Origin of the sequence: Nocardia sp. NPDC052001 (assembly GCF_040680615.1) — a bacterium.
GTDB lineage: Bacteria > Actinomycetota > Actinomycetes > Mycobacteriales > Mycobacteriaceae > Nocardia.
On sequence record NZ_JBFAXC010000003.1, the window covers coordinates 39232 to 53140 of the forward strand.

The window sequence follows — 13909 nt, forward strand, 5'->3', positions numbered from 1 at the left end:
ATGAATGCCCTCTTGCTTGATAATCACTTCATGTGCATAGTTTGAAGGGTCGCACCACCCACCAATCGAAGAGAGCTCGCCGTGGCTTCCGACACCCCCACCCTGGAAAATCCCCCAAGTACCCTCGACCCGCGCCGCTGGATCGCCTTCGCCGTCATTCTGGCCGCCGGGTTCATGGACCTGCTCGATGTGACGATCGTGAACGTCGCCGTCCCGAGCATTCAGAAAGACCTCGAGGCCGAGTACTCGCAGATCGAATGGATCATCGCCGCCTACGTGCTGTCGTTCGCCGCGGTGCTCATCACCGGCGGCCGGCTCGGCGATATCTACGGCCGCAAACGCCTGTTCCTCATCGGCATGGCCGGTTTCACCCTGGCCTCGGCGGCCTGCGGGCTGGCCTCGGACCCCACCCTGCTCATCGGCTCGCGCTTCGTACAGGGCGCGATGGCCGGGCTCATGGTGCCGCAGATCCTGGCCATCATTCGCGTCACCTTCCCGAAGCATGAGCGCGCCAAGGCGATTGCCATCTACAGCGGTGTCGGCGGTTCCGCGTCGGCGGTCGGGCTGTCGCTGGGCGGGCTGCTGGTGCAGTGGAATCTGTTCGATCTGGGCTGGCGGCCGATCTTCCTGGTGAATATCCCGGTCGGCATCGCGGCGTTGATCGCGGCGAGCATCGTCATGCGGGATTCGCGGTCCGCGCATGCGCCGCGCCTGGATATCGCCGGCATGATCCTGGCCATCGGCGCGGTGGTGCTGCTGGTCTACCCGCTCACCGAGGGCCGCCAGAAGAATTGGCCCGCTTGGACATTCATCATGATCGGGGCGGCCGCCGTGACCTTCGCGGCCTTCGTGGTCTACGAACGGCGGCGGGCGCGCACGGTCGGCTCACCGCTGATCGACCTCGATCTGTTCCGGTCCCGCCCGTTCACCGTGGGCCTGTCCAGCTGGCTGCTGTTCTGGATCGGCATGGGCGGGTTCTTCCTCATCTGGACCCTGTTCATGCAGGCCGGACTGGGCTGGTCGCCCATGCGGGCCGGGCTCACCTCGGTGTTCTTCGCGGTCGGCGCGGGTATCGGCGCGGGCACCTCGGTGAGTGTGCTGGCCCCGAAGTTCGGGCGCTGGGTGCTGATGGCGGGCGGGCTGATCACCGCGGGCGGTTTCGGCCTGTACGGCTGGCTGGCCACGCACTACGGCAGTGATTTCGCGTCCTGGCAGATGGTGCTGCCGCTCATCGTGACCGGCACCGGTTTCGGCATCGTGGTCGCGCCGACCATCGACATGCTGCTCGGCCAGATTCCGGAGCAGGAGGCGGGCGCGGCCTCCGGGCTGCTCAATACCGGTCAGCAGCTGGGTTTGGCATTGGGTGTGGCGCTGGTCGGCATCATCTTCTTCGGGCAGCTGGATCATGATTCGGCGCGCGGGGTGGATGCGGTGACCGCGCAGACCCGCACCGAATTGAGCACCGCCGGACTGCCCGGCCCCGCGCAGGAGCAGATTCTCGCGAGCTTCCGTGCCTGCGTGCGGGATCGGTCCGCGGCCGTGGATCCGTCCGCGGTGCCGGACAGCTGCCGCGGCACCGGCGGTGACGCACGCATCGCGACCACGCTCGCCGACGCGGGCGCGGAGGCCAATGCGGTCAACTTCGCGCACACCTTCCGATACACGCTGGCCTGGGGCATCGGATTGATGGCGCTGGTCTGCCTCGGTTTCGCGGCACTGCCCAGGGACGTGAAACTGGAACAGCACGAGATCGTCGACCTGGACGACGAGCTGGTCGGGGTCTGAACCCGCCGGCGATGCGGCCCGCGAATCCGGTGGAAACGCCGGATTCGCGGGCCGTTCCCTTTCCGCCGCCGCCCGCGACGGGAAGAATTCAGCACTGACAACGTCTTTCGACAGGAGTGCACCATGCGGGCGGTCACGGTAACCAAGGGCGAATTCCGAGTCGAGGAGCTACCGGAACCCATTCCGGGACCGGGGCAGCTGGTGATCGACGTATTGCGCTGCGGCATCTGCGGATCCGATCTGCACGCGCGCACGCACTGCGACGAACTCGCCGATATGGCGGCCGCCACCGGCTACCAGCACTTCATGCGCTCGGATCAGAAGGTGGTGCTCGGGCACGAATTCTCCGGCGAGGTGGTCGATTACGGAGCGGGCACCCGCAGGCGCTGGAAGCCGGGGACGCCGGTGGTGGCGCTGCCCATCCTGCGCGGCGGGCGGGTGCCGCATCTGACCGGACTGTCCGCGTCCGCGCCGGGCGGGTACGCGGAGCAGACGGTGGTGCAGGAATCCATGACCTTCGCCATCCCCAATGGTCTGTCCGCCGAGCACGCGGCGCTGACCGAGCCGATGGCGGTGGGATGGCACGCGGTGCGCAAGGGGCGGGTCGGCAAGGGGCAGACGGCGTTCGTAATCGGTTGCGGGCCCATCGGTTTGGCCGTTATCACCATGCTGAAGGCGTCCGGGGTGCGGTTGGTGATCGCCAGCGACTTCTCCCCGCGCCGCCGCGAACTCGCCGCCGCCTGCGGTGCGGATGTGGTGGTGGATCCCGGCGTGGATTCGCCGTGGACGGCGTCGCCGAAGAAGGCCCGCATCACCGGGGCCTCCGACATCCTGAACCTCGGCTTCGACGCGATGGAAAAGCTGCGCCGCATCCCGAATATCCCGTGGTGGTATGTGTTTCGTGCCGCGCACAGTCTCAATCAGGGTCCGGCCGGGCCGGTCATCTTCGAATGCGTCGGCGTCCCCGGCATTCTCGATCAATTGCTGACGGCCGCCCCGCCCATGTCGCGCATCGTGGTGGTCGGCGTCTGTATGGAATCGGACCGCATTCACCCCGCCACCGCCATCAACAAGGAGATCGAACTCCGCTTCGTACTCGGCTACGACCCCGGCGAATTCCGCGACACCCTGCATATGATCGCCGACGGCAAGGTCGATCCGACGCCCCTGATCACCGGCACGGTCGGCCTGGATGGCGTGGACGCGGCCTACACCACGCTCGCTTCTCCGGACCACCACGCCAAAATCCTGATCGACCCCCGCAGCACCGCCACCACACCCTGATTCGCCCCTTACCCGTGCGGTACCTCCGAATTATGCGTTGCGGGGCAAGGTGATTCGGGCGAACGGTGTCGTCGGGGGCTCGTGCAGGATGTCCAGCAGGCCCTCGGCGCTGCGGGCGGCGGTGAGGCAGGCGTTCGCCATGAATTGATCGGCCAGCGGGTGGCGGGCTCGGGTCCGCCACTTCTGAACGGCGGCCAGCGCCCGCTCCCGCTGGGTGTTGACGTCGGTGTGCGACGGCAGGCCGAGGCGGCGGTGCGCGGCGACGCCCGCGCCGCCGATCAGGCGATGCAGTTCGGCGAGATCGGCCGGGGCGAAAGGAAGTTCCTCGGCGCGCAGATGACCGAGCAGGCGGAGCTCGGTGAATCCATGCACATCCGCTAACAGGGTCCGTACCCGCGGCAATAGCGCATCGGCCTCGGTGCCCGGGTTGGCGACCAGGATTCGAGCCAGTGCCGTGAGCGCCGAATGCGCCTTCAATTCCTCCGCGCGCTGGGCGAATTGCACATCCAGCACGGTGCGCAGTTCATCGAGTCCACTGCGCTGGGTGAGTTCGGCCGCGAGCGTTGCCGAGTCGCGCACACCGAGCCGAATCAGCGTGACGGCCAAGCGGATTCCGAACAGGCCGAACCTCGCCGCGAGATGGGCGCACAGTTCGGGCGGCAGCGGTAGCGGTAGATCGGGCCGCGCGAACCGATCCGCCGACAGCAGGGCGGCGGCGAGCGTATCGGTCGGCACCCCGGCCAATGCCTCGAACGCCTGATATTCGCGCTGCCGCAGCGTGGCGGCCGCGAACGCCAGCAGCCCGGCCACCGGAATCACCGACTGGCACAACCCCGTTCGCTCCAACTCGGTCGCGAATCGCGACGCCACATCCCGCGCCGAATTCAACGCGTCGATGCGCCCCGCCCCGATCTCATCCGCCCGCGACACCACCCCGATCACCCCGAGCGGAGCGCTGGTCCCACCCCCGGCCGTTCCCTGCGCGGCCGACGCCGTACTGATCCGTTCGAGAAACTCCACATCCGAGTTGTCCAGTCGCCGCAGCAGATACACCACCGCGTCGGCATTGGGCAGCTCCACACCGTTCCCACCGGGCGCGAGCAGATGCGAGGTGCGAGCCGACACATCCCGCGACAGCGACGAGATCCCGGGCGTATCGATAATCGTGGTCTGCGCCAATTCCTCCGACGGCCACTCCACCGCGAGGTGATCGACCTCCCTGCCCGCACCCGAGTTCGCGCGACGCTCGAAATCACGGCTCACGCCCGGGTTCGTGTGGTGCCCAACCTCGCCGGCCTGACCCTGGTGCGCAGGGTGCTCGGCGGCGCGGAGTTGGCCCGGGTTCCAGCGCAGGGCCGACAGGTCGAAGGTGAGGCCGTGGGCGCCGGGGAGGCCCTCCGCGCCGCGGCCGCGGCGCACCACCACGTCGGCTCGCGCGCCATCGGTCGCGTAGGCGGTGACGCGAGGGGACGGGCCGTTGCGGTACCAGGTGACCAGGCGGGTGCATTCGGTGGCGTCGGTAGGGGCGATGTCCTGGCCGACCAGGGCGTTCAACAGGGTTGATTTGCCTGCTTTGAGCTGTCCGGCCAGGGCTACCCGCAGGGGTTCGTCCAGGCGGCGCACGCATTCCTCGAGCTGGGCGCGTACCCGGCCGTGCTGGACGAAGGCGCGGCGGGCCGCGGCCAGCAGACCGCGGGTCTCGGCTCCGACCCCGTAGCCGGCCGTGCCCACGTCATATCGCACCGGCTCATGTTCTCGAACCACTTCGCACCTCCACGCATCGCCAGCCTTTCGGCGGAACCGGGCTCGGCGTTAGCACCGGGTCCGGTAGACGAATTGTGGTCAGGAACCCTGGGGAAGTGCTGTGGGGGTGGGTGCGGGGCCGAGGATGAGGTTCGCGCGGCGGCGGAGGTCGGCGAGGGTGTGCAGGCGGCGTTCCAGGGCGGTGATGCGGTCGGCGCGGCGGGTGGATTCGAGGGTGGCGGCTTCCTGGGCGGCGCGCAGGGATTCGTCCAGCGAGCGCAGGGTGCGGTCGGCGATGGCGGTGAAATGGTCGCGCAGCAGGCGGTGAATGCGGTGCAGGCGGTCCTTGGTCTCCTTGCCGGTGTGGAAGGCGATATCGTCGAGGTAGCGCCGCACCGCCACTTTGGCGTCGGCGCGGCGTTTGGCCAGGCGGGCCTGTTTATCGTCACGGAAAGCCTTACCGCCCAGCAGAACTCCGGCCCCGAGGGACAGCGGGTTGATCAGCGCGAGTCCGGCCATGGTGCCGACCATGCCCGCCATGATCACGCCGCCGTAGGAGCCGCGCACACCCACCAGGAGTTTGTGGCCGAGGCCGAGATCGGGTTCCAGATCCGACAGTGTGCAGGATCCGGCGCGAGAGGCATTGCCGTCCAGAGTTTCCCGCACATCGGGCAGATCCACCGCGCCGAGTTCGGTGAAATGCGCGCCGACCTTTTCCGCGAGTTTCACCGCGCGCGTGCGGGTCCACAGCAGGTTGTCGCCGACGGCGGTGCCGACGGTGCCGGTGAGCCATTCCTCCATGCGGTCCCAGTGGCGGCCGGGATCGTTGTCGTCGATCCATTCCTCGGCGGTGCGGGAGATATCCCGCAGCCGGTCGCGCAGGTCGTGATCGACATCGCCGACCAGGTCGGTGATGCCGTCGGACAGCGTCAGCTGCCATACCGAGGTGCGTTTGTGCAGTTCCTCGGCGGCCGTTCTGGCGGAACGCAATTCGCGGACCGCGGCCGCACCGCGCTCCGGGTCGCGCAGGGCGACCAGTTCACTGCCCAGGGCGAGGGCCAAATGCTCTGCCGCGGAGCCGATATCGGTGGCGATGGTCTGCTGCAGCGCGGCCTGATCCCGGGCCACCACGTGATCGCGCAGGAACTGGAATACCCCGCCGAATCCGGACTCCAGTCCGAGCTGGACATCCTGCAATCGCAGTGCGTGTGTGCGCAATACCGAGGACACCGCGAGCATGGGGACCTCGATGCCCGCCCGCCGCAGATGTTCCGCATTGGCCTCGAACACCTGCCGCCAGTGCGGGTACAGGTCGATCTTGCCGACCAATACCGCTACGGCCGGGCACAATTCGCGCACCTGCCGCAGGAATTCCACTTCCGGATCGGTCAATTCGGTGGAGGCGTCGGTGATCATCAGCACCGCGTCCGCGGTCGGGGCGGCCCCCAGCGCCGCCCCGCTGCCGCCGTGCGCACCCATGCCCGGCGTATCGACGATCACGATGCCATCGGCGAGCAGCTGATTCGGCGCTTCGATCTCCACCCGCAGCACCGCTCGCCCTTCGGCGTACTGCGACCGCGACACCCCCGCCCCGATGGCCTCGATCGGCACCGGAACCCGGATGGCCTCCCCGTCGGCGGCGGTCACCACCAGCGCGGCATTCGCCTCGGCGGCATAGGCGAGCGTGGTGGTCACCATGGTCGTCGCATCATCTCCGACGGCACAGATCTCCAGGTTGAGCAGCGCGTTGACGAACTGACTCTTGCCCTGATTCCCCAACCCGCACACCACGATCCGCCGCCGCGGATCGCGCACCCGAGCGGCCACGTTCTCCAGCCGCCCGGCCAAATCCCCCCGCCCCGCCTCCCGCGCGACCGAGATCGCCTCCGCCAACATTCCGGCCAGCGGCTGCACCGCCACGATCCCAGTCACGCCAGTCCTCACAGTTCCGATCGCCGCACCTCGTGAAAGGCGCGGTCCGCCAAGGTATCGCCGTCCGCTCAGGGCCTGCCCGTGCGCGGAATGACCGGTGCGCCGCCGACAGCGGGTCGCACCGGCCACTGGATCACGAATGCAACATGTCCCCGATGATGTCCCCCATCGGATGCGTCCCCAGCTCCATCCCGGCATTCACCCCGCCATCCCCATACAGCCCGGCATCCACACCCCCGGCATGCACGCCCTCCCCGAACGCCTGCGAAACATCCACCCCCGCCCAAGGATTGGCACCCGCCCCGATCCCCACGTCCCCCGCACCGTGCACACTCGCATCCAGCTCACTCCCCACCTGCGCGCCGAGATCGCCGACGGTCCCCACACCGCTGGAGAACCCCGCGCCCACACCATTGGTCACCCCCGCCGCGAGGTCACCCCCGCCGTGCACACCGGCCCCCACGGCGGAGTCGACACCACTGCTCAACCCGGCCCCCAACTGCGCCCCACCGCTGGTAGCCCCATTCAGCGCCCCGGAAAGCCCTGTCTCCAAACCGCTTCCAAGCTGCGCACCGGCACTCAACCCGCCATCCACGGCACCATTGAGCCCGGTCTCGAGCCCCGCACCCGCTCCGACGGCGTTATGCACAGCACCCGACAGATCGCCACCGAGATTCGCACCCGCCTGTGCACCGGCACCGAGCGCGGAGTTCAACCCGCCGGAAAGTCCTGTGCCAAGCCCACTTCCAAGTTGCCCGCCCAGGTTCGCTGCACCGTTCAGGCCGGTCTCCAAACCCGCACCCGCGCCGATCGCGGTATCGATACCGCCGGAAAGTCCTGTGCCGAGCTGACTTCCGAGCTGGGCGCCGAGATTCGCACCACCGCCGACCGCGCCATTCAATCCGGTTTCCAGGCCCGCGCCCAGCTGGGCACCTGCGCTTACGGCCGCGCCCAGGTCGGTGGACAGTCCCGCGCCGAGGTCGCCGCCGACCTGCGCGCCCACGTTGGTGGCCGCGCCGATCGCGGTGTTGATGCCGCCGGAAAGTCCTGCTCCCAGGTTGGTTCCGAGCTGTGCACCGCCGCCGACCGCCCCGTTCAAGCCGGTCTCCAGGCCCGCGCCCAGTTGCGCGCCAGCGTTGGCCGCCGCGCCGAGGCCGGTGGAAAGTCCTGTGCCCAGACCGCCGCCGAGCTGTGCGCCCGCGCCGAGGGCGCTGTTGATGGCGGCGTCGACGCCGGTGGTGAGGCCGGTTTCGAGGTTCGCGCCCGCGCCGATCGCGCCGGTGACGGCTCCGTTGAGGGCCGCGCCGGCCTGGGTGGCGGCGGAGACGGCGGATTGGAGGCCGAGTTCGAGGTTCGCGCCGGTGCCGATCGCGCCGTTGAGGGCGCCGGAGAGGTCGGCGGCGGCTTGGGTGCCGATGACGCCGGAGAGGTTGGCTTCCAGACCGGTGGCGGCGGAGGCCGCCGAGGAGAGCGCGCCGCCGATGCCTGCCGAGAGGCCGGTGCCGAGGTTGGCGGCCGCGTCGACGGCGGCGTCGATGCCGGTGGAGAGGCCCAGTTCCAGGCCGGATCCGGCGTCGCCGGTGAGGCAGATATCGGTGGCGGCGACGGTGCCGAGATTCACGGCGGTGCCGGTGGCGGCCGAACCGTTCACGCCCGCGGCACCATTCACACCGGCACCTGTGTTCACAGCGGCCCCACCGTTCACTGCGGCCGAACCGTTCAGGCCGGACGAACCATTCAGGCCCCCCGCACCGGTTCCGGTGGCCTCGCCGCCGCCGCCCGCGGCGATGATGGCGGACAGCTGCGAACCTCCGGCAACCAGTGCGGATTCGGCGACCATGGGTGCCACGGCGGTGATGTCCTCGGGGGTGACGTTTTCCAGTCCGGCGTTGGCGAGGGCCTGGGCCGGGTTGGCGCAATAACCGACGGCGGCTTCGTGATCCCGCAGCAGGTTGAGGATGAACTCGAGAATTGCGTTGGGGCTCATGGCGAATCGTCTCCTGGGTGCGGCGGGCCCGGTTGGCCCGCCCTGCTCGACTTGCCTTTCACGCTAGGAACGCCACCCGTTACGCCGAAACGGGGAGTCGCCCCCCACTTGGGCGTGTTGCCCCAATAGGGGGTTTATGGCCATTAGGGGTATTTCCCCACACCTGGGTGGGAATCGGTAACGACGATCCCCCAGCAACCGACAGCACCCATGGGTCAACCGGCCCGGCACCACCGTTTTCGTACAAATCGGACTGAACAGCTTTCGAGCAGCACGCGATTCACCCGTCGCGTGTTTCGAATCGACAGGGGATCTCGAATGAGTCAGGGGATGGCGCTCGGCATTACCGTCGGGTCGTCGAATACGGTCGCCGTGACGTCTTCCGGGGGACAGCGAAAAATACACGTCCGGCCGAGTCGCCTCGGTGCGGAGCATGAGGTTCCGGAGAGTCTGCTGGCCCGGGTGGGGGATCCGGTGGACATTCGGATGCGAGACGGATCCGCTGTGCGCGCAGCGGATCTCGTGGCCGCGGCGGTCGGCCGAGCCGTGGACGACTCCGGCCCCGCCGCGGCCATGGTGTGCTGCTATCCGGCCTGGTGGACCCAGCACACGGTGGAGGTGCAGCGCAGTGCGCTACAGACCGCCGGACTCGATGGCGTGGCGCTGGTGCCCGAACCCGCCGCCGCCATGCGCTGGCTGCAGGATGTGCACGAGTCCACCCATGACGGTGCGATGATCGTGTACGACTTGGGCGCAACGGGTTTGACGGTTTCCCTGGCCCGTACCGGCGCACTGTCCGGCATGCTCGGCGAACCGGTGCGTTCGACGGCGGTGGCGGGCGCGGAATTCGATCTGCTGCTCACCCGCTATGTGCTGGCTTTCGCGGTGGGGGAAAAGGATTTCGATCCTTTCGACCCGGCCGTGGAACGAGAATTGTCCGGTTTGCGGGTGCGCTGCGGAATGGCGAAGGAAACGCTCTCCAAAAATACCGCGACTATGGTTCCGGTGCGTTTGCCCGGAATCGGAGCGATCGACGTACGCCTGGTCCGCGATGAGGTGGAAGATCTGTTCCGCGGCCCGCTGCTCACCTCGACGGATCTGGTCCGCGAGGCCGTGCACCGCGCCGGACTCACCATCGACGATGTGGACGGCATCCTGCTCACCGGCGGCTGCGCGGCGATCCCCCTGGTCACCGAGGTGCTCTCCACCGAATTCGGCATTCCGGTCGCGGCCGCCACCGATCCCGCGCACCTGAGCGCGCACGGCGCGGCCCTGCTCGCCGCCGACCTGATCGCCGACACCACCGCGACCGAAGCCCAGCCCGCCATCGCCGAACTGATCGCTCGTCACGACAGTGACGAAACGAGCGCACCGCGATCCGGTGGTACACCGGCACGGCACTCCGACGGGGTTCCCGCAGCGCGCCCGGAAGGTCCCGCCACGCCGCGGGGCGGCCTATTCGCCGATACCCCCCCGGCCCAGGGCGATTCGAATCGCTTGGAGCCGAATACTTTTCGCGGCGACGCGGCCGATGACTCTGTGGACGAACGAGTTCCGCTACTACCGCCGCTTCCGGCAACGGAACCGCCGACCGGTTTCGCGCATTGGCGGCGGGTCGCGGTGATCGGCGCGGCCGCTATCGCGGTGGCGGCGCTCGCGACGGGCACGCTCGCCATGGGAACGGGCGCGCAGTCCGCGCCTTCGGAATCGCCTGTGCCACAGGCACCCGCGACGTCGGCGGCCGCGTTGGAAGCGCCCGGCACGGTAGTGAATACCGGCGGGCAGGCGGTGCCCGCATTGCATCCGGGCACCACGCAGGCTCGCGCCAACACCCCGGGCAGCACCGCACCCGGCGCTCCCGCGCCGACCACGACGGCCGAGGCTCCGGCGGCAGCGGCCCCCGCTCCGGCGCAGCAGAATTCGCCCGCGCCGCAACCCGCGCCCCAGCAGCTTCCGACGATTCCGGCGATCGCGCCGCCGTCGATCTCGCTCCCCGATCCGGGCCAGCTGACCGTCCCGTCCGTGCCCAAGATCCTGCCCAACTGACGGCGGATGAGAGTTGGTACCCCGTGATAGCCAATCCCCCAGTCGCACTCGATTCCCTGCCCTGCGCGCGCGAGATCTTCCGCGAGCTGGACTCCGCTGACGCCGCGCCCCGGTGCTATCTGATCCGCGGCCGTTCCGGCACCGGCAAATCCATCCTGCTGACCGCCATCCGGGCGCGGCTGCGCGGCCGGGGCGTCGCCGTGCACGACAACCCGGCCGACGCGCCGGCCGGTCGCGAGGACCCGAGTCCGGCCGCCCTGGTGGTGGACGACGTCCTCGGACTGAGCGCGCCGGAGCACGAAGCACTCTGCGCCGTAATCGAATCCGGTGCCTGCACGGTGGTGCTGGCGACCCGCGCGAGACCGCACGATCCCCAGTTGCGCGCACTCACCGATCTGATCGCGCGGCGCGGCCGCGTGGTGGATCTGCGCGCCCTGGGCGTCACCGAGATCGCGCCGTTCGCAAGGGAATTGGGCATGATGGTGCCGCGCGGCCTGGCGCAGCACATCCACCGCCAGACCGCCGGTATCCACGGCGGTGTGGTGGCCGCCCTCATCGCCGCCTGCGCGACCCGCCTCGACGCCGGAATGACGGCCGTCGACGATGCGGTCGCGGCCTGGGCGCGTGCCCGCCTCGACGACGCCGACCCCGAACTGCTCGACGCCTACGTGGTGGCGGCGATCGGTGCGGGTCTGGACACCGGCGAACTCACCGAGGTATTGGACATAACCCCCGCGGCCGCACAGGATCTGGTCGACCGCGCCCGCGCCAGCGCCCTGATCACCGACGCGGATCTGCTGCTGGCGCCCGCGATCGCACCGCTGCGCACCCTGGTCGGCGACCGCCGCCTGCTGGCGGTGCAGCGCCGCCTGCTGCAGGCCCGCCTGGACGCGGGTCTGCTCCGCGATCACACCGCCCTGCAGATGGCCGAATCCGGCGTCCGCGATCCGCGCCTCGCCGAATTCCTCTGCGCCACAGCCGAAAAGGCGGGCGACGAAGCCGTCCGCCACTATGCCGCCGCCGCGGCGGCGGGCGCGAACCCGGAGTCCATCGCCCTGCGCTGGGCCGACGCCGCCGCCCGCACCGGCGATTGCGATACCGCCCTGCGCCTGGCCGAACCCGTTCTGGCCCGTAACTCCTCCCCCGCCGATCTGGCCGCCGCTGTCCGCATCTGCGCGGGCGTCTGGACCCGCCGCGGCCTGGCCGCCCGCGCCGCCCAGCTCTACACCTGGCTCGGCCCCGACCGCGTCGGCCCGGACTGGGCCGTCGCCGCCACCGTCCAGCACCTGGCCGGTGACGCCCCCGCCGCCCGCGCCCTGTCCGCCTCGGCCGCCAACTGGCCCCCCACCGAGGCGACCGCCCGAGCCGCCCTCATCGCACACGCCCTCGCCGGTTCGACCGAATCCCCCAAACCCGCACCCGCACCGCCGCTTCCGAGCCTGCGCCCCGACCCCGCCGTAACCGCGGCCTTCGCCGCACGCACGGGCACGACCACCGCTGCGGCCCCGGGAGCATCCGCGCCCCAGCCGACGGCCGCGCCCGTTCGACGAGATACGCCGTCCCCCGGCGACATCCAGCCGCGCATGACCGGTTATCCGGCAGTCGCAACGCATTCCGGCGGTCCCTGGCCCGCTGTGACCGGCGACGACCTCGGTCCAGGGACGAACAACGGCGGCCCGGCACACCCGGTCGGCGCCCAGCCGGTGGGCGACGACCGGCCCGAAGCGGGTCATTCTCCGGCGGCGAACCCCGCAGCCGCCACCGAGCATCTCGACCGGACGAGAGTCGGCAACTATCTGGGTGAAACACAGTGGGCGGCAGGGTATCCGGGCCGATCCGCGACCGGCGCACTGCCGACCACCGCGCCGCGGGCGATCGATACCGCCGGGTTCGCGGCGTTGCGGGATACCCCGCCGGTGCGGCGCGCACAGGTGCGCGGCGTGGACGCGGCACGGAGTTCGGCCGTCGCGGCGGCTTCGGCGCTGATTCACGCGGCGCATTCCGGGGTCGCCCCGGGTGAGCACGGCGGGGACAGGTTTCTGCCCTGTTCGGCGGTGTCCATCGCGGTGCTGCTGAGTTTGAGCATGGGTGAACCACGCAGGGCCGCAGACGCTTTGCGCGGTTCGGTCCGGAGTCCGCAGGGTGCGGTACTGGCCGCGTGGGTGGCGATGCTGGGCGGGGATGAGCAGTCCGCGGCCACCGCGCTTGACGGTCTCGATATGACGCGGCTCGATGCACGGGACCGACTGCTCGCGCACGGCGTGATCGTCGGATTGGCCCGGCGCGCCGGGGATCACACCGCACTGACGGTGGCGTGGCGGGCCGCCTATCCGCTGTTCGATCAGGTGGGCGCGGATCTGCTGGCGCTGCTGCCGATCGGTGAATTGTGGCTCGCCGGAATCAGATTGCGCGATGAGGCCCGGATCGCCGCGCTGGTGACCGCCGCCGGGGAGTTGCTGCGCGGGCTGGGCGATCCGCCCGCGTGGTCGAACGCCTTCCACTGGTACGCGATTCAGGCCGCCCTCGCGCATGAGAGCCCGAATGAGCTGCTGCCGCACGCACATCGGCTCAAGACCGCCGCCGAGGCGGGCGATCCGCAGGCCGCCGCGCTGGCGGACGCGGGCCGCACCTGGGTGCTGGTGCTGCGCGGTCAGGTGGAGCGGGAGCCGGTGCAGGCCGCCGTCGCCCGGCTGGCGGGGCTGGGCCTGCGCTGGGATGCGGCGCGACTGGCGAGCGAGGCGGCCCTCGCGGCGGCCGACGCGGGCACCGCGACCGCCCTGTTGAAGCTGGCGCGCACGGTGCGCGCGCAGTCGCGGCCCCCGGAGGCACCGGTGCGCACACCCGTTCCGACCGCCCCGCCGGTGCGTCCGGAACCGCACACCGATACCGTCCTGAGTGAACGGGAGCGGGAGGTCGCCGAGCTTGTACTTCTGGGCTTGACCTATCGGGAAATCGGGGCTCGCCTCTATATCTCCGCGAAAACGGTGGAGCACCATGTGGCCCGGATACGGCGTCGGATCGGTGCGAGCTCGCGTTCGGAGTTATTGTCAATGCTCCGCGCCATGGGTCACGGTTCCCTCCTCGTATGACCTCGGCGCGGAGAGGACTCGGACGCACCTAGTGAGGTAATGG

General features: G+C 69.9%; 6 protein-coding genes and 1 pseudogene. 4 read left to right on the forward strand and 3 right to left on the reverse strand.

Features of this window, described 5'->3' with window-relative positions; translation table 11 throughout:
• The first annotated feature begins 81 nt into the window (after positions 1-81).
• Both AB0L82_RS15670 and AB0L82_RS15675 read left to right on the forward strand, forming a co-directional pair.
• The gene (locus tag AB0L82_RS15670) at positions 82-1785 is read left to right on the forward strand and encodes an MFS transporter (protein WP_364636294.1); all 1704 of its coding nucleotides are present in this window, start codon (positions 82-84) and stop codon (positions 1783-1785) included.
• A gap of 123 nt (positions 1786-1908) precedes the next feature.
• Positions 1909-3069: a zinc-binding dehydrogenase gene (locus AB0L82_RS15675; protein ID WP_364636297.1), complete on the forward strand. Its 1161-nt coding sequence runs from the start codon at positions 1909-1911 to the stop codon at positions 3067-3069.
• 30 nt (positions 3070-3099) lie between these two features.
• On the opposite strand, the pseudogene AB0L82_RS15680 reads toward AB0L82_RS15675, so the two are convergent.
• The 3 genes and pseudogenes from AB0L82_RS15680 to AB0L82_RS15690 form a co-directional block, all read right to left on the reverse strand.
• Positions 3100-4686 (reverse strand): annotated as a pseudogene (locus AB0L82_RS15680) (dynamin family protein); the annotation flags it as partial.
• A gap of 225 nt (positions 4687-4911) precedes the next feature.
• On the reverse strand, positions 4912-6708 hold the full coding sequence (locus AB0L82_RS15685; RefSeq protein WP_364637892.1) for a dynamin family protein: 1797 nt from the start codon (positions 6706-6708) through the stop codon (positions 4912-4914).
• Between the two features lie 169 nt (positions 6709-6877).
• Positions 6878-8731 (reverse strand): IniB N-terminal domain-containing protein, encoded by a 1854-nt coding sequence (locus AB0L82_RS15690; protein ID WP_364636300.1) that lies wholly within the window; start codon positions 8729-8731, stop codon positions 6878-6880.
• A gap of 318 nt (positions 8732-9049) precedes the next feature.
• On the opposite strand from AB0L82_RS15690, the gene AB0L82_RS15695 reads away from it, so the two are divergent.
• Both AB0L82_RS15695 and AB0L82_RS15700 read left to right on the forward strand, forming a co-directional pair.
• Positions 9050-10777 carry an Hsp70 family protein gene (locus AB0L82_RS15695; protein ID WP_364636303.1) on the forward strand — a complete coding sequence of 576 codons (1728 nt, stop codon included), beginning with the start codon at positions 9050-9052 and terminating at the stop codon, positions 10775-10777.
• Between the two features lie 23 nt (positions 10778-10800).
• A complete protein-coding gene (locus AB0L82_RS15700) occupies positions 10801-13866 on the forward strand; it encodes a LuxR C-terminal-related transcriptional regulator (RefSeq protein WP_364636305.1) in 3066 nt (1021 codons plus the stop codon).
• Positions 13867-13909: the final 43 nt, after the last annotated feature.

What these genes read in the sequence shown, in the direction of transcription:
- AB0L82_RS15675 (WP_364636297.1), top strand. Translation starts at nt 1,909, where the DNA reads ATGCGGGCGGTCACGGTAACCAAGGGCGAATTCCGAGTCGAGGAGCTA.
- AB0L82_RS15685 (WP_364637892.1), bottom strand. Translation starts at nt 6,708, where the DNA reads ATGTTGGCGGAGGCGATCTCGGTCGCGCGGGAGGCGGGGCGGGGGGAT.
- AB0L82_RS15690 (WP_364636300.1), bottom strand. Translation starts at nt 8,731, where the DNA reads ATGAGCCCCAACGCAATTCTCGAGTTCATCCTCAACCTGCTGCGGGAT.
- AB0L82_RS15695 (WP_364636303.1), top strand. Translation starts at nt 9,050, where the DNA reads ATGAGTCAGGGGATGGCGCTCGGCATTACCGTCGGGTCGTCGAATACG.